At 41.9% G+C, this 19,619-nt stretch carries 22 protein-coding genes and 1 tRNA gene; 2 read left to right on the top strand and 21 right to left on the bottom strand.

Going from position 1 to position 19,619, the window contains the following annotated elements; all coding sequences use genetic code 11:
• Positions 1-107: 107 nt before the first annotated feature.
• From ACN222_RS02670 to ACN222_RS02600, 15 genes are all read right to left on the bottom strand, one after another.
• Entirely contained in the window at positions 108-821 is a 714-nt protein-coding gene (locus ACN222_RS02670) for a phycobilisome rod-core linker polypeptide (RefSeq protein WP_010994712.1), read from the bottom strand.
• Between the two features lie 38 nt (positions 822-859).
• Positions 860-1,603: a phycobilisome rod-core linker polypeptide gene (locus ACN222_RS02665; RefSeq protein WP_010994711.1), complete on the bottom strand. Its 744-nt coding sequence runs from the start codon at positions 1,601-1,603 to the stop codon at positions 860-862.
• A 47-nt stretch (positions 1,604-1,650) separates the two neighbouring features.
• Positions 1,651-2,490 (bottom strand): phycobilisome rod-core linker polypeptide, encoded by an 840-nt coding sequence (locus ACN222_RS02660; RefSeq protein WP_010994710.1) that lies wholly within the window; start codon positions 2,488-2,490, stop codon positions 1,651-1,653.
• Positions 2,491-2,527: 37 nt separating this feature from the next.
• Complete coding sequence (locus tag ACN222_RS02655) at positions 2,528-3,130, bottom strand: HEAT repeat domain-containing protein (protein ID WP_010994709.1); 603 nt, start codon at positions 3,128-3,130, stop codon at positions 2,528-2,530.
• A 102-nt stretch (positions 3,131-3,232) separates the two neighbouring features.
• The gene (locus ACN222_RS02650; RefSeq protein WP_010994708.1) at positions 3,233-4,063 is read right to left on the bottom strand and encodes a HEAT repeat domain-containing protein; all 831 of its coding nucleotides are present in this window, start codon (positions 4,061-4,063) and stop codon (positions 3,233-3,235) included.
• A 13-nt stretch (positions 4,064-4,076) separates the two neighbouring features.
• On the bottom strand, positions 4,077-4,319 hold the full coding sequence (locus tag ACN222_RS02645; protein WP_010994707.1) for a phycobilisome linker polypeptide: 243 nt from the start codon (positions 4,317-4,319) through the stop codon (positions 4,077-4,079).
• A 131-nt stretch (positions 4,320-4,450) separates the two neighbouring features.
• A complete protein-coding gene (locus ACN222_RS02640; RefSeq protein WP_010994706.1) occupies positions 4,451-5,311 on the bottom strand; it encodes a phycobilisome linker polypeptide in 861 nt (286 codons plus the stop codon).
• A 137-nt stretch (positions 5,312-5,448) separates the two neighbouring features.
• On the bottom strand, positions 5,449-5,940 hold the full coding sequence (gene cpcA / locus ACN222_RS02635) for a phycocyanin subunit alpha (protein ID WP_010994705.1): 492 nt from the start codon (positions 5,938-5,940) through the stop codon (positions 5,449-5,451).
• Between the two features lie 89 nt (positions 5,941-6,029).
• Positions 6,030-6,551, bottom strand: a complete 522-nt coding sequence (locus tag ACN222_RS02630) for a phycocyanin subunit beta (RefSeq protein ID WP_010994704.1) — start codon at positions 6,549-6,551, stop codon at positions 6,030-6,032.
• 600 nt (positions 6,552-7,151) lie between these two features.
• A complete protein-coding gene (locus ACN222_RS02625) occupies positions 7,152-7,673 on the bottom strand; it encodes a HEAT repeat domain-containing protein (protein WP_010994703.1) in 522 nt (173 codons plus the stop codon).
• A gap of 415 nt (positions 7,674-8,088) precedes the next feature.
• On the bottom strand, positions 8,089-8,850 hold the full coding sequence (locus ACN222_RS02620; protein ID WP_010994702.1) for a HEAT repeat domain-containing protein: 762 nt from the start codon (positions 8,848-8,850) through the stop codon (positions 8,089-8,091).
• Positions 8,851-8,925: 75 nt separating this feature from the next.
• On the bottom strand, positions 8,926-9,762 hold the full coding sequence (locus ACN222_RS02615) for a phycobilisome rod-core linker polypeptide (RefSeq protein ID WP_010994701.1): 837 nt from the start codon (positions 9,760-9,762) through the stop codon (positions 8,926-8,928).
• A 146-nt stretch (positions 9,763-9,908) separates the two neighbouring features.
• Positions 9,909-10,397, bottom strand: coding sequence for a phycoerythrocyanin alpha chain (locus ACN222_RS02610; protein ID WP_010994700.1), 489 nt, complete (start codon positions 10,395-10,397; stop codon positions 9,909-9,911).
• Between the two features lie 75 nt (positions 10,398-10,472).
• Positions 10,473-10,991, bottom strand: coding sequence for a phycoerythrocyanin subunit beta (locus ACN222_RS02605; protein ID WP_010994699.1), 519 nt, complete (start codon positions 10,989-10,991; stop codon positions 10,473-10,475).
• An 859-nt stretch (positions 10,992-11,850) separates the two neighbouring features.
• Entirely contained in the window at positions 11,851-12,789 is a 939-nt protein-coding gene (locus ACN222_RS02600) for an RluA family pseudouridine synthase (protein ID WP_010994698.1), read from the bottom strand.
• A gap of 830 nt (positions 12,790-13,619) precedes the next feature.
• Here ACN222_RS02600 and ACN222_RS02595 point away from each other — a divergent pair.
• The gene (locus ACN222_RS02595) at positions 13,620-14,759 is read left to right on the top strand and encodes a response regulator (RefSeq protein ID WP_010994697.1); all 1,140 of its coding nucleotides are present in this window, start codon (positions 13,620-13,622) and stop codon (positions 14,757-14,759) included.
• Positions 14,760-14,813: 54 nt separating this feature from the next.
• Here ACN222_RS02595 and cobA read toward each other — a convergent pair whose 3' ends face one another.
• From cobA to ACN222_RS02580, 3 genes are all read right to left on the bottom strand, one after another.
• Positions 14,814-15,596 (bottom strand): uroporphyrinogen-III C-methyltransferase, encoded by a 783-nt coding sequence (cobA, locus tag ACN222_RS02590; RefSeq protein ID WP_010994696.1) that lies wholly within the window; start codon positions 15,594-15,596, stop codon positions 14,814-14,816.
• Positions 15,593-16,306, bottom strand: coding sequence for a sirohydrochlorin chelatase (locus ACN222_RS02585; RefSeq protein ID WP_044520663.1), 714 nt, complete (start codon positions 16,304-16,306; stop codon positions 15,593-15,595). Before ACN222_RS02585 ends, cobA begins: the two co-directional genes overlap by 4 nt.
• Positions 16,307-16,385: 79 nt before the next feature.
• Complete coding sequence (locus ACN222_RS02580; protein WP_010994694.1) at positions 16,386-16,769, bottom strand: DUF4359 domain-containing protein; 384 nt, start codon at positions 16,767-16,769, stop codon at positions 16,386-16,388.
• Between the two features lie 126 nt (positions 16,770-16,895).
• On the opposite strand from ACN222_RS02580, the gene ACN222_RS02575 reads away from it, so the two are divergent.
• A tRNA-His gene (locus ACN222_RS02575) sits at positions 16,896-16,968 on the top strand.
• Positions 16,969-17,188: 220 nt separating this feature from the next.
• Here ACN222_RS02575 and ACN222_RS02570 read toward each other — a convergent pair.
• From ACN222_RS02570 to thyX, 3 genes are all read right to left on the bottom strand, one after another.
• Positions 17,189-18,166, bottom strand: coding sequence for a carbohydrate kinase family protein (locus tag ACN222_RS02570; RefSeq protein ID WP_010994693.1), 978 nt, complete (start codon positions 18,164-18,166; stop codon positions 17,189-17,191).
• Between the two features lie 185 nt (positions 18,167-18,351).
• Entirely contained in the window at positions 18,352-18,522 is a 171-nt protein-coding gene (gene psb34, locus ACN222_RS02565) for a photosystem II assembly protein Psb34 (RefSeq protein ID WP_010994692.1), read from the bottom strand.
• A gap of 234 nt (positions 18,523-18,756) precedes the next feature.
• Positions 18,757-19,479 carry an FAD-dependent thymidylate synthase gene (gene thyX, locus ACN222_RS02560; RefSeq protein ID WP_010994691.1) on the bottom strand — a complete coding sequence of 241 codons (723 nt, stop codon included), beginning with the start codon at positions 19,477-19,479 and terminating at the stop codon, positions 18,757-18,759.
• Between the last annotated feature and the right edge of the window lie 140 nt (positions 19,480-19,619).

Below are 19,619 nucleotides of genomic sequence, written 5' to 3'. Positions count from 1 at the left end.
TGAGTTATTCCCCTTATTAAAAAGTTAAACAGCTAGCTTTGTTAAGTGAAAGAGGTTTGATTTCTCAAAATCCTCCTTCATGCTTTACTTATTTTCCCGCATTAGGTTCAGAAGCTAGAACTGATTCCCAACCAATTTAGGACGAATAGAAAAGTCATTCCGGCGCTGATGGCTAGCAATACGCCTAATATTGCCACCCCATCATAATTTTGGTTGGCGCTGTTATTCCAGTTGCTCATACGTCCTGGTCTAACAATACCAGCGCGATCGCGGTAATCTGCACCATAACGGGGTGTAAAGCTGAATGGTCGGTCTGTTGTCAACCGTTTGCGTTGGTAGGGTACGGTATTATCACCGAAGGCTTGTTCATACTCTGTACTATCAATCAGAGCATCAACAAATCCTCCCCAACCTTTGCTGGCAATTTGAATTGACCAAGCAATTTTTTCTTCTTCGTTATAGGGAGATCGTCCCAATAGCCGCTTGAGGCTCATTTCCACCAGCCGATAGTTGTTGTTAGGTGTGACAACTAGCTGATAAAAGCGTTCTGATTTGGCTAAACCCCGAATAAAATCCTTAACTGTGATTGACCGATTTTTGAGTTGAGTTTCTAAGCCGATTTGTCTGTTGAACTTGAGAATCTCTTGTTCGTTAAAGACTTGGCGATAGGCAGCCCAAATCAGTTCTTCAATTTCACTGGGAGAGTTGGCATTTTCTAGACGGTAGATATAAGGGGTGTCCTCATTGACATCAGCCGTCCCAAAACTCTGAACTCGTTGATTTTGAGTTGTGGGTTTGTATTCCAGTAAAGGTAATGCCATTGTGAAAATCTCCGGTTTTAAAGAAGTAGGTCGGCAACTTACCGCACGGGGAAATTGGCGCTAGGATTTACGGAGATGGGAATCCCTGTTGGTGTGGTGTTCCGAGTTGTATCGGGAATCTTAATATTGGCAGTGCTGACTGGTGTAAAGGTGACGGTCTTAATTTCTATGGATTTAGCTAATTCCAAGAAATTCTTAATATCACCTTCTATGTAGCGCTCACTTTCCAACTTATCGCGCCAGTAGTTGCCGTAGCGTGGGGTGACTAGATTGAAGGGTCTATCTTTGTAGCGTCGCCGTTGGTAGGGGACTATGTTCTCACCAAAGTTGCTTTGATATTCTTCCGAATCTAGCAGCGCATCAACAAAGCCATCCCAACCATTGGTTGCTATCTTGATTGACCATGCAATTTCTTCATCCTTATTATAAGGCGCACGACCCAAAAGGCGTTTCAGTGCCAATTCTACAAGGCGGTAATTAGAATTACTCTTGATGACTAAGGTCTTAAAAGCCTCTGATTTTGCTAGACCCCGCACGAAGTCACGGACGCTGATTGCCCGATTCTTCAGTTGAGATTCTAGGTTGCCTTGGCGGAAGAACTTCAAAATGACGTGTTCGCTAAATACCTGGCGATAAGTAGCCCAAATCAGTTCTTTGAGTTCGCTATCGTAGGCGGCATCTTCGATGCGGTAAATTCTGGGGGTATCTTCGTTAGGAACTTCGTACCCAGGAACACGCTGGTTTTGAGAACTGGGTTTGTATTCAAGTAATGGGATTGACATAATTTGGTTAGTTGTCAGTTGTCAGTTGTCAGTCAACAGTTATCGCCTCAAGTGGTCTTGTTACCAGGAATATAACGATATGGCAAAGCCACGGCCACGGGTTTAACAGTGACTTCCGGGGTTGTAACTTCGCGGCTGGTGTCGGGAATTTTTATATCTTTAATTTGAGAAGTTACGGAAGCGATTGTACGCTGGTAGTTCCGTTCTGGGGTGAGGATTTTTCCTGCCAATGCCATGAAGTTGGCGGGGATGGCGCGACGGATATCGTCTTTTGTTAAAGTGCCAGAAGTACGGGCGCTGTAGAAGGAACGTCCTCCCAGGGCGTTGAGGGTTTGGCGATCGCGCCAATATGCGTTATATCGGGGGTTAACTAGGTTAAAGGGTCTGTCTTTATAGCGGCGGCGTTGGTAGGGTACGATGTCATCACCGAAGTTTTCTCTATACTCGTCGCTGTCTAACAGAGCATCAATAAAACCATGTAAACCTTGGCTGCCAATGACAATTGACCAAGCGATTTCTTCATCTTGGTTATAAGCGGCACGTCCCAAAAACCGCTTTAAGGTAATGTCAACTAAACGGTAGTTGGAATTGAGGTCTGCTACCTGGGTACGATAAACTTCTGATTTACCCAATCCCCGGATAAAATCGCGGACGTTGATTGCCCGGTTCCGGAGTTGAGATTCTAAGAAGGATTGACGATTGCTTTTAATAATCAGGTGTTCGCTGAAAATTTGCCGATATCCTGCCCAAATGATGGCATCAACATCGGCATCATCGATCGCCGCAGCTAACCGATAAATAGTTGGGGTATCTTCGTTTGGTACTTCGTAACCTTCTACACGTTGGTTTTGTGAAGAAGGTGCATATTCCAGCAGAGGTATTGACATTTTTACTTTCACCTTTTCTTATGAAACTCAATTTCAACTATTGACTTTGAGCCAATAGAATGCGGGCGCGGACTGCCTTTTCGGCATCACTAGCCAGCATTTCTTTGAGTCTAGTATGGATGGGCTGTTGTAAATCGGGTATGTTTACTAAACCTTGCAGACCGACGATCGCTGCATAACGAATCGACCATTCTGCATCTTGAGAAATAAACAGCAGTGTTTCCAAAGCTTTTTTTGGTGCTGTTTGGTTGTCAGGAAACTCTAGCTTGTGCCAATGTAAGTTTCCTAATCCTTTAGCCGCAGCCCGGCGCACACTGGGAGCAAAGTCTGTAGCAGCAGCATCGATTAATACATCTAAAGCACGGGGGTCAGCGATCGCCGCGAGAGTGCGAATCGAATAAGCCCGTGCGCCATAGTTGTAGTCATCTATTTGTGTGAGTAACTGGGGAACTGCTACTTCTCCTAACTGCACTAAGGCAGTAGAGGCAATTGCGGCTGCTGTTGGGTTGTTATAACCAAACACAGCTATTAGGGTGGGAATTGCAGCTACATCTTTGGCTAATGCCAATTCTTGTACTGCTTTTACCAGTTTCTCTGGTGTATCAGCCAGAGCAACGCCATTAATTAGTTCATTAGTCATTAGTAGAGACGTTGTATACAACGTCTGTACACAATCAAATCAATAGTCAGTCGCCAGTGGTCAGTTGTCAGTTGCTACTGACTACTAACTACTGACCACTGACTACAACAATGAATCCATAAGGTTCATGACCCGGATAGCTTGATCAGATATTGAGAGGGCGTTTGACTCTGCTGACATCTGATGTTCTAGCAATCCTTTGAGGGCAATGAGTTTGAAGCTGTTTTCGGCTTTGGCGTTAGCGATCGCTTCTGCTGCTGCCAAGTACCCAATTGCACCCAAGTCACCTAAAGCAACGCGTCGTAGGTTGAGGTCGTTACCTGCTAACACTTTTACCAGCAGCTCTCCATATACTGGTTCTTGTGTCAGTTGGTACATTGCCCTAGCGGCGGCGCACTGCACTCGTGAGACTGGATGCTCTAGAAATGGCTGAATCAGAGGGATGGCATCAGTAGCACCAATAGCTCCTAACGCTTCTAATACTGCTTCGTAGGGTTGGACTAAATGAGGTCGCCCTGTTACTTGCACGGCCTGTGCGACTCCCCCATCGAGTAATTTGATGAGTGCTGGTGCTGCTGTTTTGTCTTTGAGCATTTCCAGCGATTGGGCTGCTGCTTCACGCACGTAAAAGTCAGGACACTCCAAGCAGTTAATTAAGCCTGGCACGGCTTTACGATTGCCCAATTTCCCTAATGCTCTGGCTGCGTTACGCCGCAAAGGATAACCACCAAGTTCAGTTCTATCGGCTTCATCCTCTAACGCCGCAATTAAAGCATCAACAGCAGCACTTTCTTTCACCCGATACTTACCTAACCACCAAGCAGCATAATAGCGGAGACTTAAGTCTGATGATTGCAGATTAGCTATGGCTAGTTCTGGTGTTAGCTGTGGCCCGTTCTCTGCGGGAAATTCTTCCACACTGGGTTCTATCATTACCAGGGCGCTATTATGCCTCTGCGGAAACTAATTGCTCAATCTTGACGATTTTGCCACCCAAGCGGGTAATCCGTTGGTATTCTTCGTTCATCCGGCTGTATGGTACTGTGATAAACACACTACCGCTATTCCGGATGTTGTATTTGTTTTTGTCTGTTTCTGAGCTTTGCCGCAAGCCTACGACTTCGTAGCGAAATACTCGACTAGCAGAAGAAGAAACGCTACCAGCCCCAAGTGTGGTTTGACCGAACATTACTTCTCTATCTCCTATTGTTGTAAGTTTTATAGCGCTGTCGCGTGTTAGTTGTCAGTTGCTAGTTGTCAGTTGTTTGAATCCTGACTACTAACTAATGACCCACTGACCACTGACAAAATCCGCTTATCTTACGCAGAGGTGACGCTAACGATTTTGCCACCTTGCTTGTGAACTTGCTGGATCTTGTCAGAGAGCCGCTCGTAAGGTACTATAAATACCGTGCTGCTCCGCCGTACACTGGGGTAGCCAGGGCTACGGATTCCGGTAACTTCTAGTCGATAGACGCGATCGCCTTCACCAACGGCATTACCCAAGTTTTTCTTGGGAGCGACATCTGCTGAAGCCCGGAAACCCCAACTATCATTAGTTCCAGATGGCCCAACAATTGTAGAAGCTTTATTGCTAGCTAATTCCCGCGCCAATCGAGATTTTGTACCTTCTACTTGAGCGCGATCGCTGTTAGCATAACCACGGTATAAACGGAATATCCGGTTGAAACCTGCGGTTTTTTGTCCTACTTGAGTCTCAAAACCACGGTAGTAAGGAACGACGTTATCACCGAAATTGCTTTGATACTCCCATGAATCTATATAGGAGTCTATTTCGGCATCGTAACCTTTGTTTTGGTACAAGTCCAAGTGGTAAACAACTTCTGACTCATCGTAAGGCGCGCGACCTAACAGGTGTTTATAGTTAAGTTCGATTAGCCGAGTTTGGAAGCTGTTGTAGAAAAATTTCTTTTTGTAGAGTTCTGATTTAGCAACGCTACGCACAAATTCACGCACTGTCAGATTGCCATCTCTCAATAGAGACTCTGCACTTACAAGGCGTTCTGATGCCAGTATGTAATCATTGCCCAAAACGTGCCGATAAACGGCGCGAATCACTGATTCTACTTCTTCTCTGCTAGCTTTGGGGCGTAATTCTACTTTAGGTGCGTCGCTAAAAGGCTCTGTCCCCAGCCTAGATGCTGCTGTTGTAATTGCCATTTTAAGTTTCCCCTATTTTTTTTGCCGATTATAACTACCGACAGCTATTCCTAGATAAAACTATGCCCGGAACGAGATTCAACTGCTAGATGATGACTACATCCAGCACTTGCACCCCTTTCCGGGCAGGAAGCTATCTAGCTGAGAGCGTTGATAGCGTAGTCGATGTAGGTGTTAGCTTCGTTAGCAGCTTGACCACTTAAACCATGATTAGCTTTGATGTGCTTTAGAGCTTCAACATACCAGCTAGGAGATAGGTCAAAGGTGCTGTTGATTTCAGCCAAACCAGCAATTAGGTATTCATCCAAGGGGCCAGTACCACCAGCAACTAAGCTATAGGTGATGATGCGTAGGTAGTGACCAACGTCACGAGCGCACTTGGATTTACCACGGCTGTCAGCAGCGAACTGAGGACCGGGGGTTTGGGTTGTGTAAGGGAATTTTTGGTAAACAGCTTGGGTTGCACCATCGATCAAGCGTTGAGCGTTGGAAGTCAAACCACGAGCAGCTTCTAAACTAGCAGCAGCGCGCTCATAACGACCACGAGCTGATTGGAGTTCGGTGTTGCCTAAGAAACGACCTTGGGTGTCAGCAGCTGCAATTGCTTCGGTAATGGGGGTTTTAACCATGATGTAAAATTCTCCTTAGTAATTTCGTAGTTTTTACCTGTTACCTAAGATAGTTAGGTTTCAGTGGGTGCTGGACTTGTTAGTTAAAATTAACCAACAGCAGCAGCAGCGCGATCAAAGTAGCTAGCAACTTCAGAGATCAATTGGCTGCAATCACCTTTGGTGATTCCGTTGGGGTCGTTAGCGATGCCAACAGCAGCATCTTTCATTTTTTGAACGCCAACAGCTACGGAAGAACCAGGAGTTCCCAAAGCTTGGTATGTTTCGCGCAAGCCGTTCAAGCAGCGATCGTCTAGAACGCTAGCATCGCCTGCGAGGATAGCGTAGGTGACGTAACGCAAGATGATTTCCATGTCGCGTAAACAAGCAGCCATGCGACGGTTGGTGTAAGCGTTACCACCAGGAGCAATCAACTGGGGTTGTTCTTCAAACAACGCACGAGCAGCGTTGGTAACGATCGCAGAAGCGTTGCTGGTGATGCGGTTAACAACATCCAAGCGTTTGTTGCCTTCTTTAACAACATTTGCCAATGCGTCTAGTTGTTCGTTGCTCAGGAACTCGCCTCTGGAGTCAGCTTGAGAAACCACCTTGGTAAATACGTCTAATGTCATGGACTTTAATCTCCTAATTCTGGTTTGAGAGATGTCTGAATTAAAACTGGCTATGTTTTATTTCTTGGAAACGGTTGTAAACAGACCAGGGATCAAACTACTTCTCAGGTTAGTCTCAAAATTTCTTGCCACTTCCATGAATGAGAAAAATGAGAAACTGGGGTGATTTTATGAGAAGCAGGCAAACTTTGTGAATCGATTGCCTCGTTTAACTTTTGTCTGTCGTTTAACCCCTCCAGCTTATGTTTATACAATGCTATAGATCCTTATTTTGTTACAAATTGTGAATAAATAAGTTGCATGAATAAGAACCCCCTCAAATGCTTTACATACAAGGGCTAGAACTGAGAAAAACGCCGTTCTCCCGTAACATAACTTCATGAATTAGTGATTTTAGGCAAAATATTGGTGTCTTAATTATTTTTTAATAGTTGCAAAAACCTAGTGGTGACAATCTATTGCTGTTTTACGCCATTTTTTTCCACAGGATGGTTTTTGTGAATAAACGTAAAATTAATCTTTCGCAACATTTCCAGGGATGAGAGATGAGGAATTGGGATTGGGGAAATCTTTAAGTTTCTCCCCCTTGCTCTCTGTTCCCTAACTCAAGGCGATCGCCATACGTGAGCGAACAACTGGATCGGTTTCTTGGGCGATCGCTTGTTGTAAAGCAGCTTTAGCTTTTGGCGTGGCAATTTCTTGTAAAGAGACAGCAGCAGCGTAACGTAGACCCCAATCTTCGGGGGTAAGTAATGCCCAAATTAACTTTTCTTGAGCATTGTTGATTATTTCTGTATTACTAGTGGTGCTGGCGATTTTTCCTAACCCTCGTGCAGCAATGCGGCGGACATTACCTTGACAGTGATTGGCTACACTTGTCCCCACCACCTCGGCTAATAATTTTAGTGCCTTTGCATCACCAATTTGAGCTAAAACCTGAATGATCTGGGCTTGAAAACCTTGATCTTGAGAATCATCATAAGCAGCAATTAACAAATTAACTGTGATGCTTCCCAATTTGATTAATTCATCTACAGCCGCACTTCTAACAGCAGGATGGTGATGATGAAATGCTTCGATTAAATTGGTAATAGCGTCTACGCTCAATGAAGCTTGATTCATAATTTATTTCTGGATAAAACAATGCTACGAATTACGCACCCAGATTTTCTGTTGAGACCGGGTGTAGGGGTTTCAAACATTTATAGTCAATAGTTAAAATCAAGTTTTTTGGACTGTGGACTATTGACTATTGACCATCTTCAGAAGTTTTTTTTGGTTCAGTGCGTAAGTCCTAAATTCAACACAAAAAGGACTGGAGATATTAATAACAAACCAATCCCCAATCCCCAATCCCCAATCCCCAATCCCCAATCCCCAATCCCCAATCCCCAATCCCCAATCCCCAATCCCCAATCCCCAATCCCCAATCCCCAATCCCCAATCCCCAATCCCCAATCCCCAATCCCCAATCCCCAATCCCCAATCCCCAATCCCCAATCCCCAATCCCCAATCCCCAATATTCAGTTATGAGTTTTAAAGTTGAATTAATAAATCATCAATTGCTCCAAATAATAAAGCTGCTTTTTCATGATTAACACTATTATTATTCAACATAGCTTCAAGAATACGCTTTAAATTTAAGAGCTTTAAGCTATTAGGAACCTGAGCCGTTAAGATTGCCTGTACGGCTTGTTGATGAGCAACTGCACCCAAATCAAATACCGCCGCCCAACGTAAATACATATTGTCATGATTGAGATTTTTGACAATACGTTCAATGTATTCAGATTCTTGGGTGAGAAGATACATATATCTAGCGGCTGCACATTGCACACGCTCAGAATAATGCTGAAGAAAAGGTTCAATTTGTGGACGGGCTGACCAAACTTGTAGAGTAGCTAAAGCTTCGATTAAAGCTTCATAAGGTTGTGCTTGACTTGATTGCAAAAGATTGAGTAAAGGAGTCACAGCACGTTTGTCACCGATCGCCGCTAAAGAGCAAATTACTGCTTCCCTCAGACGCAAATCCTCATCACATTCCAATGCTGCAATTAAGGCTGGTACAGCTTGGGGATTTTTCAACAATCCTAAAGCCCGTGCAGCCTGACGACGCAGAGGATACCCTCCTGATGGGATGCGATAGCGTTCATCAAATAAGGCTACACATAGCGCCGTAAAACCAGCCTGTACGTTATGTTTACCCAACCACCAAGCAGCATAATAACGAATTTGGTTATCCTCACCAGATAAAGCTGCGATCGCTGTTTCTGGAGAAAGAATTGGTTCAGCAGTCACGTTGCTTTGCTCCGAAATTCAAAATTTACTCAGATACCCCACTTCTTCAAGAAGTTGGGTATCTAGCAACCATTTCTACACTTGGGAAATCTTGACTATCTTTCCACCACGCTTATGAATTTCTTGGTAAGTGGCGGAGAGTCTTTCATAGGAAACGGTGTAAACCTGGCGGCTGCGACGGACTGCTACGTTTGTATTCAATCCACCGGCGATCGCTTCAATCACAAACATCCGATTATCACCCTTCGTCGCAGAACTGATTAACGTCGGTGCTGCGGAAACAAAGTTTGTCCCGGCGGAAGTTGGTGGCAAAATTCCATTAGGCAAATTCAGGGAAACTTTTGTTCGTAAACGAGAATTTGTCCGTCCCATTTGTGCGTTATCGCTATTACCCCGACCACGATAAAGCTCACATATACGATTAAATCCTACTGTTTTCATTCCAGGGATTGATTGGAATCCTCGGTAATAAGGAACAATAGAATTACCAAAAGCATTTTCGTATTCTGAACTGTAAATGTAAGCATCAATGTCAGCATCGTAGCCACGAGCAGCATAAATGTCTACATGATCAGCAATCTCTGATTGATCGTACGGTGCGCGTCCCAGTAAGTGCTTATAGTTTAATTCAATCAAACGCACTTGAGAGTTTTTATAAAAAAAGCATTCTTTGTAAAATTCAGATTTGGCTAAAATCTCTACAAATTGCCGCACACTGATTTTGCCATTTCTTAACAAAGCTTCCGCACTCGTAAATTTTTGGCTAGCATATATTCCTTGCCGTCCAAATATTTGTTCATAAGCAGCCCGGAATACTTTTTGTAAATCATCTTCGCTCCAATTTTGGCGCAGTTCAACTTTATTGCCGATGGCATCTCTAATTGCTAGCCTTTCTGCGACTGAACTACTCATTTTGATAAACGCTCCTTCCGCAATTTTTTTGATTATAAATTTGGGTCTTAGGAATTAGAAAATGCTGCAATTATGTTCAAAGCAGTTACAAAGTAACTCACTTAAATTGAGCAATTACCTATTTCCCAAGACCCACAAGCTTTGTCTTAACTTAAAGCGTTAATTGCATAGTTCAGGTAGATATTAGCTTCACCTGCAACATCACCATTTAAACCGTGATTATCGCGGACAAATTCTAGTGCAGCTACATACCAGCTAGGAGATAAACCAAGGGCGCTGTTGAGTTCGCTTAAACCAGATACTACATATTCATCTAAGGGGCCAGTACCACCGACTACGCAGCAATAGCTAATAGTACGAAGATAGTGGTCAATATCACGAACACACTTGGATTTACCTTCTGGAGTGGAAGCATATTGAGGCCCACTCATTTGAGTGGTGTAAGGGAATTTTTGATAAACATGATTTGCTGCTGCTTCTGCCCATTTTTTGCCATTATTAGAAAATGCTTGAGCAGCCGCTAAACCAGCGCGAGCGCGGTTAAAACGACCAAAAACTGCTTGCATTTCAGTGTTGCTGAGGTAGGAACCACGAACATCAGCAGCAGAGATCGCTTCGGTCAAAGGTGTTTTCATACTTCTCCTAATCTCCTTGATTTGCGATTAATTACTAACAGTCAGTTTGAAAAAAGTTTTGGAAAAAACATCTATTTAAACAACCGCAGAAGCAGCGCGATCAAAATAGCTAGCTAATTCAGCAATTAACTGACTACAATCACCTTTAGTAATGCCTTTGGAGTCATTAGCAATTGCAATTGCTGCATCTTTCATTTTTTGGATTCCAGATGCTACTGCATCGCCAGGAGTACCTAAAGCTTGATATGTTTCCCTCAGACCATTTAAGCAGCGATCGTCCATGACACTACCATCACCTGCTAATACAGAATAGGTGACATAACGCAGAATAAATCCTAAATCACGGATACAAGCAGCTTGGTTACGATTGTGGAAACAAGCACCACCAGCATTAAATATTTGTGGACGTTCAGCAACTAAAGCACGATAAGCATTAGCCACAATGGAGGAAGCATTACTTGTTAGTCTGTTAACTATATCTAACCGCTTATTACTATCAGCAACTAATGCCGATAACGCATTGATTTCATCTCCACTAAGATAATTACCTTTTCTATCTGCCTGTTCAACTACTTTGGAAAAAGCATCGAGCATCTTTCTTTCCTCCTAAAGGTCATTGCAGCTTTTTATAAGGTCGATTGCAATTATTCTTACTATTTAGAAAACAAATATTCAAGCAGAATTAACTCCCATATATTATCTTGGGGGACTGCAATCATGTGCGATTTCTTATTAGGAAAACAGCAATTTGTTTTCTGTTTTTTAATTGCTTTGAAAACCTTAGTTCGTATTTTATATATGGCTTGAGTGAATTTATTATTAAGTTTTGTAAGATAGTGTTAATCCATACAGACTTCTCTAAAAATTATTGTTTTATAAAGGTTGTAATGCCTTTAGGTGAAAAACCGTTTAACAATTAAATAATATTGTTTACTTTACTTAATAAATGCTTGAGTATAATTTCTACGGCGGTAGCAAATCTAGCTTATATATACTTTCATGCTGACAGTAGAAATTGATAAACAAAGCTAAAGCAGGATTTTTATCAAAAAAAATCTGTGTTTTAGATAACAATCTTCGGTTTTTATTTTGTGGCTAAAAATGATAATAATTTTCAAGACTAATATTCATCATAATTATTAATAGCCTGTTAACTGCTGTTTATAAGCGATTCGCGCATTATTACTAGCAATTATTTGATTTATCAGGAAAAACCTATATGTAATGTTTTGTGAATTTGAGTAACAAAACATCGAAAATTTTTTTTGATTCTCATTTTTTAGAGACACGGAGGTTAAAGCAACGTGCGCCTCCGTTGGAGACTCACGTTAAAGCAGAATTCCATAATTTTTCATTTAAAAACTCAGTCCCCAGTCCCCAATCCAAGACAAAAGATTTTTTCTTTTACCTTTTACTTTTTTGTCCCCAATCCCTTTGACAGGTCTAAGCACGGTTAAGAAGAAATAGATGCTCTGCGCCGGAGAATTTCTAAGAGCGTTGTAAAGCTTTGTGGAGGCGTTGCTGTGGCTTCAACCCAATCTCCAGTAATTGGATGTTGCAATCTCAATCGCCAAGCGTGGAGAGCTTGACCAGGTAAATTTACGCCTACAGAACGACCGGAACCATAAACAGGGTCACCGACTATAGGATGACCCATTTTGGCGCTGTGAACTCGAATTTGGTGAGTGCGTCCGGTTTCCAGTTGGAAATGAATTAGGGTGAAGTTTCCCAAACGTTCCTGTATTTGCCAATGGGTGATGGCTGACCTTCCTCCTTCTTCAATGGGGACAACAGCCATTTTCTTGCGGTCTTGGGGATGGCGACCGATGGGTAAATCTACTTTGCCACTTGCAGTTTTAGGCGCACCGTACACTACACCTAAATATTCTCGTCGTGCGGTTTTGGCTTGGAGTTGTGCTTGGATGTGTTTATAAGCGATGTCGGTTTTAGCGATCGCAATTGCCCCTGTTGTATCTTTATCTAAACGATGGACAATTCCCGGCCTCTGCACACCACCAATACCAGGAAGATCAGGACAATGTGCCAACAAAGCATTTACCAATGTGCCATGAGAATGTCCTGGTGCAGGGTGGACGACTAAACCAGCCGGCTTGTTGAGAATGAGTAACTGGTCATCTTCGTAGAGAATATCTAGGGGAATATCTTCGGCTTGTATTTCTAGGGGTTGCGCTTCGGGAACCTCTAAAGTGATGCGATCGCCTACTTTCAGGTTAATCTTTTTAGATGTACAAACTTTGCCATTAACTTGGACTTTCCCCTGTTCAATTAACTGCTGAATCCGAGAACGGGATAAATCTGGTAATTCTTCTGCAAGGTAACGGTCGATGCGTGCGCTGTCTTCTTCAACTTCTAAGTAAAATTCGTTCAACATTCAGGATTGGGGACAAGTGAATCAATTCAATGCTAAATAATTATAAAAATTTGGTTTCTCCTGTACGGTTTTTAAACCTCAGGATAACTAATGAGTCAATACGTTTTCAAATATCATTCTGATTCTACCGTCATTCACATTTCCTTTAAGCATTAGCCATAAAGTTTATATATTATTTTTATTTGCCTAGATAAATTGGAGTAACCTAGCTTTTAGTGAGCCATTACTTGCGTATCTACCGTTGGGAAAAAATAGAATTTTTATAGTGAAAATCTGCTATTGACATTTTGCAAGTGATGGTCATAAAAAATCTGGCAAACAACATCTCTAAAATCTCAAACCTGGGTAACTACTAAATCAATACTTACGTAGTGAGCAAAAGAACTAGTGTTTTTTAATTTCACCGTATTTAAGTTTGATATACCTTAATTTTACGTTATGCGGTAAAAACACAGATAATACTTTTGCTACTGATGGGTTTGAGCCAATAACTATACGTGTAGTACTTAAGGTACTGTTAGATTAGCCAAGTTAATGAAAGATACAGAAAAGCAACCTGATTTTTGAAAGAATGTTTTCTAGTAATCGGTTGAACAATTTTTCTGTTTGACATCATGAAACTATTCCACTCAGGAGAGTAGCACTGACGGTGTAGAACTCTCCTGAGTGGAAAGATTGGCGTGAAAATAAAAAATAAAGACTAACTGTGTTGACTTAACTGTAAATTGCTGAACTTAGGTAAATATATTCTCAGAAATACATTTACCTACAGGAAAAGCCTTTTCCCTAATTTTTATTTTAAATCTTGATTTAATAACAGAGCGATCGCCATGAAAACACTTCCGATTACTAGATACAGATTTTTTCAGAAAATACAACCCCTATCGTTATTAAAAAAAATAACTGGGAAGACAATCACTGGTTGTCTACAAGTATTTAGTACTTCAGGTACCTGGTCTATATACGTAGAAGAGGGTAAGCTAATTTATGCCTGTTATTCAGAGAGGATGTTTGAACCTCTTTATAGACATTTGGGAAATTTAAGCCCACAAATTGCAACCCTACCTAAAGAAATTAACGAGCAGTTAAGAGCAATCTTTGAAACAGGAATTGAAAATCAAGCAATACCCAATCCTGATTATTTAGCTATTTGTTGGTTAGTCAATCAGAAATATATTAGTTCTTCACAAGCAGCTGTTCTTATAGAACAATTAGCATTAGAAGTAGTAGAATCATTTCTCATGCTGGAAGAAGGAAGTTATGAATTTATTCCTGAAAGTTTTTTAGATGATTTGCCTAAATTTTGCTATCTGAATGTTCGGTTATTAGTAGAACAGTGTCAACAGCATGGGCGTGTTCCGGAAGCATTCCGCAGAGAAGCTTCCAGTCAAGAGATATCTTCATCTACAGAACATAACCAGATACCAGTTAACAACAGACGTAGCACCAAATTTACATCTCCTCCTCATACTCAGCCTAAGCCTGAGCCACGCTTACCGCAAATAAATACTAATAAATCTACAGAATATTCAAAGCGTTACGCATCTCAACCTAATACTGTCAATCATGGATACTCACAGACATCTGCCACATCTACTGATAAAAAAATCTATACAATCTTTTGTATTGATGAGAATCCAATTGTGCTAAATAATATTAAAAACTTTTTAGATGATCAAATATTTGCAGTAATTGGTGTTACAGATTCTCTAAAAGCATTAATGGAAATTCTCTGTACAAAGCCAGATATCATTTTGATCAATGTTGATATGCCTGATTTAGACGGCTATGAGTTATGTTCTTTATTACGCAAACATTCATATTTTAAAAACACACCTGTGATTATGGTGACAGAAAAAGCTGGACTAGTTGATAGAGCGAGAGCAAAGATAGTCAGAGCATCAGGTCACTTAACTAAACCTTTTAATCAAGGTGATTTGCTAAAAGTAATTTTTAAACACATTACGTAATATCAACTATTACCAATTACCCATTACCTTCTTAGATGTAGATACATTAGCAAGTCAATTAACACGGGCTGCTACAGATAAAATACTGTGCATATTGACTACAGAGCCAATGACTGCGATCGCTGGCGCTTCAAATCCTGTTTTCTCCACTAGTTCTACAATTGTCCCTAATTCGCCAATTAATTCTTCCTGTTCGGGACGTGTACCCCAGCGCACTAGAGCGATTGGTGTTGCTAAACTCAAACCAGCCATTTTCAACTGTTCCACAATATAAGGTAGATTGTGGATACCCATATAAATGACAATCGTTTCTGAACCGTGGGCGATCGCTTGCCAATTGACTTTCGGTCGATACTTACCTGCCGACTCATGCCCAGTTACAAAAGTTACAGATGAACTATATAAGCGATGAGTCAGGGGAATCCCTGCATAGGCTGGCGCTGCAATTCCTGATGTAATCCCTGGCACAACCTCCACCGGAACCCCAGCCGCAATTAAATCAGCCATCTCTTCCCCGCCACGACCGAAAATAAAGGGGTCACCACCTTTTAACCGCACAACAACAGCGTGATTTTGGGCTTGTTCAATTAGTAGTTGAGTTGTTTCGTCCTGCAATAGAGAATGTCGCCCCATGCGCTTACCAGCATTAATCTGCTCTGCTTGGGGATTAATCATTGCCAAAATTGCTGGACTGACTAAAGCATCATATATGACCACATCGGCACATTCTAATATACCTTTGCCCTTCACCGTCATCAGTCCTGGATCGCCTGGCCCCGCACCTACTAAATAGACCTTACCCAAACCCTTTTGCCCCTGATTGTCTGTGCGGTTCATGTGTAAATCAAATCCCCAATTAAATCGGCTAATTCTCCACTAACTCCCAAAGGTTCAGCCAAGTATAAACTTACCCCAGGAAATTGTAATTTTAGCGCTTCAACTGCTTGAGCGATCGCATCAGTTATGCCGCCGGAGAATAGAAAGTATGGCAAAATTGCAATTTCTCTGTAACCAATAGCAATTAATTCTTGAACTCTTGACTCTAAACTAGGAGCCACAGACCAGTAAGCAGCCACTCCGCCTATATACGCCGCCATTGTTTCCACTGGTTGTTGAGAACCTGGGCGACGGCTACCATGAGATAACAGAATCCACGCTTCTGCTTTTATAGTAGCGATTTGCTTTTGGAGAAATGTTTGTAAACCCAGATGACTGCCCAAGTATGGCTGTAATTCAATCAGAATATCTTTACCTACAGCTTGTTGCGCCTGTGTTACTTCACTAGGAATGTCCGTCATCACATGAACACCCGGAAGCAGAAACAAAGGTATGATCTTCAGATGATGACACCCAAAAGTTACAGCAATTTGAGCAAAATTTCTGATCTGCTCATGCAAAGGTTCAGAAACCACCTCCAAATATCCTGTTCCCACTAACTTTTCTGGAAGATGTAATTTTTCAGCTACCAGTCCTGCTATTTGCTGCATAGCGATTTCTGGACGTGGATCTCGGCTGCCGTGGGATACAAGCAGATAAGCGGATGTCATGGGCAGGGGTGAAACTTTTCGTAACTATTTTTATTATGTTACAAAAAGTCAACAGTCATGAGTTTTTCTCCTTTACCTATCACTGTTCCTCTGCTGTATAAGTGTAGAAATTATTAAAAGCTCCCACCGTTTCAAACTTGTAAGACGGCATCCAAGTACTTAATTTTAGTTCTGTACGGTAAATGCTAAACACAGCAAAGTCTTGTCTTTCGGTGGTAGCTGAGAGGAGTTGCCGGAGTTGGGGGTTAGCGGAATCTATTAATTTGTCACAGTTGTAATTAATTAAACGTTCTAAGAGCTTTGTTGTTTTATTGCAGACATCATTCTTTAGGTATTCTGTCAACCGTTGCACAGCATACTCTTCATATTCAGTCTGATTAGGGTTAGTTTTCGCCATTGTTACTCCCAGCACAGCCGCTAATCCTAAGGCTCCTACCGATGCCGTAATGGTCAGGGGTTTCATATTTCCTAACTTTAATTCGCTAAATCAATTTGCATTCCCAAGACTCTCAATCAGTAAAGTCCGTTCCTCACAAAAAAAATTCTGGATAAGTTTACTAAACAGGTGCTATAATAAAGAATGTGTGTGGCGGGCGTAGCCAAGTGGTTAAGGCAGTGGATTGTGGTTCCACCATTCGGGGGTTCAAGTCCCCTCGTTCGCCCTTTTTTATAAAAGCAAGATAACACAGTAATGTATACTGTGGCTCGATTTGCGATAAAATAACTGAAATGCCCTGGTAGGCAAAACTCTCGGATATCTTCTAGCTAGGAAAGAGATAACAGAGCAGCCAACTTGAGTTCTACAACTATCACTATTACTACTTTAGCTTGAACCGACAAAAGCCCCACATCTGACCCGATAGGTCAGTGTGGGTAGTTCAACTAAATTTTATTGGAGGCTAAAAAAGTTTCCACTTCCATCGCGGTAGGTTGAGAAGCGATCGCACCTGCTTTAGTAGTAGTCAACGCCCCTACAGCACTAGCATAAGTAATAATGCGTTTTGCTGTCTCTGCATCATTCAAGTTGTGAATGCCATGTTCACTCAGTTGATGGATAAACCCTGCCAGAAAGCTATCTCCTGCGCCCGTGGTATCTACTACAGAAACAGCAAAAGCAGGTATTTTACCTTCATTCTCACCCAAGCAATAACCACAGCCGTTTTCGCCATCAGTTACTAATACCCCCTCAATAGAGCCTAAACGGTAAGTAATAGCGCCTGGATCAGAGGTGTCGAATAGCCATTCAGCTTCTTCTTTAGCAAGCTTGAGGAAATCAACGCGTTTGAAAATTTCCTGAATTTTTTGCCTAGCAATATTTTCATCATGCCAAAATACCGGCCGCCAGTTAACATCCAGCACAATCTTCAGGTCATACTGTTCAGCCAGTTCCAAAGCTCGGTGAATAGCTTTTTCACTGTCGGGATAGGCTAATTCCAATGTACCCAAAATCAGGAAATCCGCTTCTTGAAACACTGACTCTGGTAATTGCTTGGCTTGCAAATGCGTATCAGCAAATTCAGATGTATCATACTGACCGAAGCCAGCGAAAGTGCGATCGCCTGCTAGATCCCTGACCACATAGACTTGCCTAGTTGGGGCAGTAGAATGACGTTGTACACCCGTTGTATCTACACCTACTTCTTGTAATAGCTTAACCAGCACATTTCCTGGCTCATCCTCACCGACAGCACCAATAAATCCGGCGGGAGTTCCCAACTTCACTAAAGCACAAGCCACATTAGCTGGCGCTCCTCCTGGATAAGCAGTCCAAGACTTTACCTGTTCCAGCTTTAGCCCTAATTGATCAGCTAAACAATCGAATAGAACTTCGCCGAGGCACAAAACACGGGGATTACTCATTTCATTTTAGTTTTTCACGGGGATTGCTCATCCCATTTTAGTTTTTTGGCTTTAGATTAGTGATCTCATATTTATCTATTAGCATTCGCACTCCGCACAACAAAAAACCCCGGCGAAACTAACCGAGGTTTATCAAAGAAGTACGAATGACAATTTAGATACAGCGATATTGAAATTTAAAAATCTTAGCTAATGCCCAAAGCAACCAAAACTAAAGTTGTGATGAGCAATGTAGCAAACGCACCCTGTAAAGCATATTGGCGTTTTTGCTCTTGGTTGGGGTAGGTAGCGTAATACATTTTGGGTTCGGTAGCGTAGTTATTTAAAATGCCTGCTTCGTTAACGGTGGTATACATAGTTTTTTATGTGCGTTGTTACTTTATGTAAACTAATTTAACAATATTGTTACAAAATGTCAATGGGACTTGACAAAAAATAATTGATTCGAGTAAACAGAAGAACTTATGTTTGGGTATTGTCTGGAAGAATTGATCTCTAGTAGCGAGGGAAATAGGGATGAATTGTAACGAAAAACCCTCGGCTAGCCGAGGGTCGATAACATTACACCTATAAGTGGAAAGCGGTCTGAATTATGGTGATAGTCTGGCTCTACCTAGACGGGCTTTTTCATACCATTGAGCGATCGCCGGAGACCACTCTGCAAAATGAGGCCACATCAGTTCACACAACTTTTGAATTTCTAGTTGTGCATCTTTCTTATTGCGTAAATCACAAAAGTGCAAAAATGAACGAAGATTAAAGCTGACGACAAAATGCTGGCGATAATCAAAAGGTACTTTACCCCGTGCGTGTTCTTCAGACATTCCCCCTTCAAAATCAGCTTTGTAACGTTTAGCTGCTTCTAAACACCACTGCAAATCTGCGGCTCTTTGTTCTGGAGAATAGTAATATTTTTTGCCCTGTCTATCTGTGTAATAACCAACAGGACGGAGGTAAAAAACATCTTCAATGTCTTTTATACCTTCGACTACATCAATAAACTGGTTACCCGTATACCTAAAAGATTGCACATCAAATGATACTGAAACTCTATGCGTACGCGCCTGCTGCATAACGCTGTGGGGAAAATAGCCGCAGTTGAAAACAATCTGGGGATGCTCTAACGGGCCATAGTGTCCTCTTTCCCCAGCTAACAGGCGTTTAATAATAATGTCGCCACATTCGGACTCCGAGGGCCAGGAGTCGCGCTCATCAAACACGAACCCATCCGTATAATCTTGGTGCATTGCGGCGTAAATTACCTGCTGGGGGTTTGGTGTTTTAGCTATAACTTCTACTCGGAATCGATCCATTGGCTTCTGGGAGTTTTATGTGTAACTAGGATTGTCTAAAAGCTAGGGGTGTTCTTTAGACGTATTTGTGAACTCGATTCACCATGATATATCTTCAGATGGACTCAGATACTTTACAATAGTTAATATATTTGTTACAG

Origin of the sequence: Anabaena sp. FACHB-595 (assembly GCF_048568275.1) — a bacterium.
GTDB lineage: Bacteria > Cyanobacteriota > Cyanobacteriia > Cyanobacteriales > Nostocaceae > Trichormus.
This window is presented reverse-complemented; position numbering and strand designations above follow the sequence as displayed.

What these genes read in the sequence shown, in the direction of transcription:
- ACN222_RS02670 (WP_010994712.1), bottom strand. Translation starts at nt 821, where the DNA reads ATGGCATTACCTTTACTGGAATACAAACCCACAACTCAAAATCAACGA.
- ACN222_RS02665 (WP_010994711.1), bottom strand. Translation starts at nt 1,603, where the DNA reads ATGTCAATCCCATTACTTGAATACAAACCCAGTTCTCAAAACCAGCGT.
- ACN222_RS02660 (WP_010994710.1), bottom strand. Translation starts at nt 2,490, where the DNA reads ATGTCAATACCTCTGCTGGAATATGCACCTTCTTCACAAAACCAACGT.
- ACN222_RS02655 (WP_010994709.1), bottom strand. Translation starts at nt 3,130, where the DNA reads ATGACTAATGAACTAATTAATGGCGTTGCTCTGGCTGATACACCAGAG.
- ACN222_RS02650 (WP_010994708.1), bottom strand. Translation starts at nt 4,063, where the DNA reads ATGATAGAACCCAGTGTGGAAGAATTTCCCGCAGAGAACGGGCCACAG.
- ACN222_RS02645 (WP_010994707.1), bottom strand. Translation starts at nt 4,319, where the DNA reads ATGTTCGGTCAAACCACACTTGGGGCTGGTAGCGTTTCTTCTTCTGCT.
- ACN222_RS02640 (WP_010994706.1), bottom strand. Translation starts at nt 5,311, where the DNA reads ATGGCAATTACAACAGCAGCATCTAGGCTGGGGACAGAGCCTTTTAGC.
- cpcA (WP_010994705.1), bottom strand. Translation starts at nt 5,940, where the DNA reads ATGGTTAAAACCCCCATTACCGAAGCAATTGCAGCTGCTGACACCCAA.
- ACN222_RS02630 (WP_010994704.1), bottom strand. Translation starts at nt 6,551, where the DNA reads ATGACATTAGACGTATTTACCAAGGTGGTTTCTCAAGCTGACTCCAGA.
- ACN222_RS02625 (WP_010994703.1), bottom strand. Translation starts at nt 7,673, where the DNA reads ATGAATCAAGCTTCATTGAGCGTAGACGCTATTACCAATTTAATCGAA.
- ACN222_RS02615 (WP_010994701.1), bottom strand. Translation starts at nt 9,762, where the DNA reads ATGAGTAGTTCAGTCGCAGAAAGGCTAGCAATTAGAGATGCCATCGGC.
- ACN222_RS02610 (WP_010994700.1), bottom strand. Translation starts at nt 10,397, where the DNA reads ATGAAAACACCTTTGACCGAAGCGATCTCTGCTGCTGATGTTCGTGGT.
- ACN222_RS02605 (WP_010994699.1), bottom strand. Translation starts at nt 10,991, where the DNA reads ATGCTCGATGCTTTTTCCAAAGTAGTTGAACAGGCAGATAGAAAAGGT.
- ACN222_RS02600 (WP_010994698.1), bottom strand. Translation starts at nt 12,789, where the DNA reads ATGTTGAACGAATTTTACTTAGAAGTTGAAGAAGACAGCGCACGCATC.
- ACN222_RS02595 (WP_010994697.1), top strand. Translation starts at nt 13,620, where the DNA reads ATGAAAACACTTCCGATTACTAGATACAGATTTTTTCAGAAAATACAA.
- cobA (WP_010994696.1), bottom strand. Translation starts at nt 15,596, where the DNA reads ATGAACCGCACAGACAATCAGGGGCAAAAGGGTTTGGGTAAGGTCTAT.
- ACN222_RS02585 (WP_044520663.1), bottom strand. Translation starts at nt 16,306, where the DNA reads ATGACATCCGCTTATCTGCTTGTATCCCACGGCAGCCGAGATCCACGT.
- ACN222_RS02580 (WP_010994694.1), bottom strand. Translation starts at nt 16,769, where the DNA reads ATGAAACCCCTGACCATTACGGCATCGGTAGGAGCCTTAGGATTAGCG.
- ACN222_RS02570 (WP_010994693.1), bottom strand. Translation starts at nt 18,166, where the DNA reads ATGAGTAATCCCCGTGTTTTGTGCCTCGGCGAAGTTCTATTCGATTGT.
- psb34 (WP_010994692.1), bottom strand. Translation starts at nt 18,522, where the DNA reads ATGTATACCACCGTTAACGAAGCAGGCATTTTAAATAACTACGCTACC.
- thyX (WP_010994691.1), bottom strand. Translation starts at nt 19,479, where the DNA reads ATGGATCGATTCCGAGTAGAAGTTATAGCTAAAACACCAAACCCCCAG.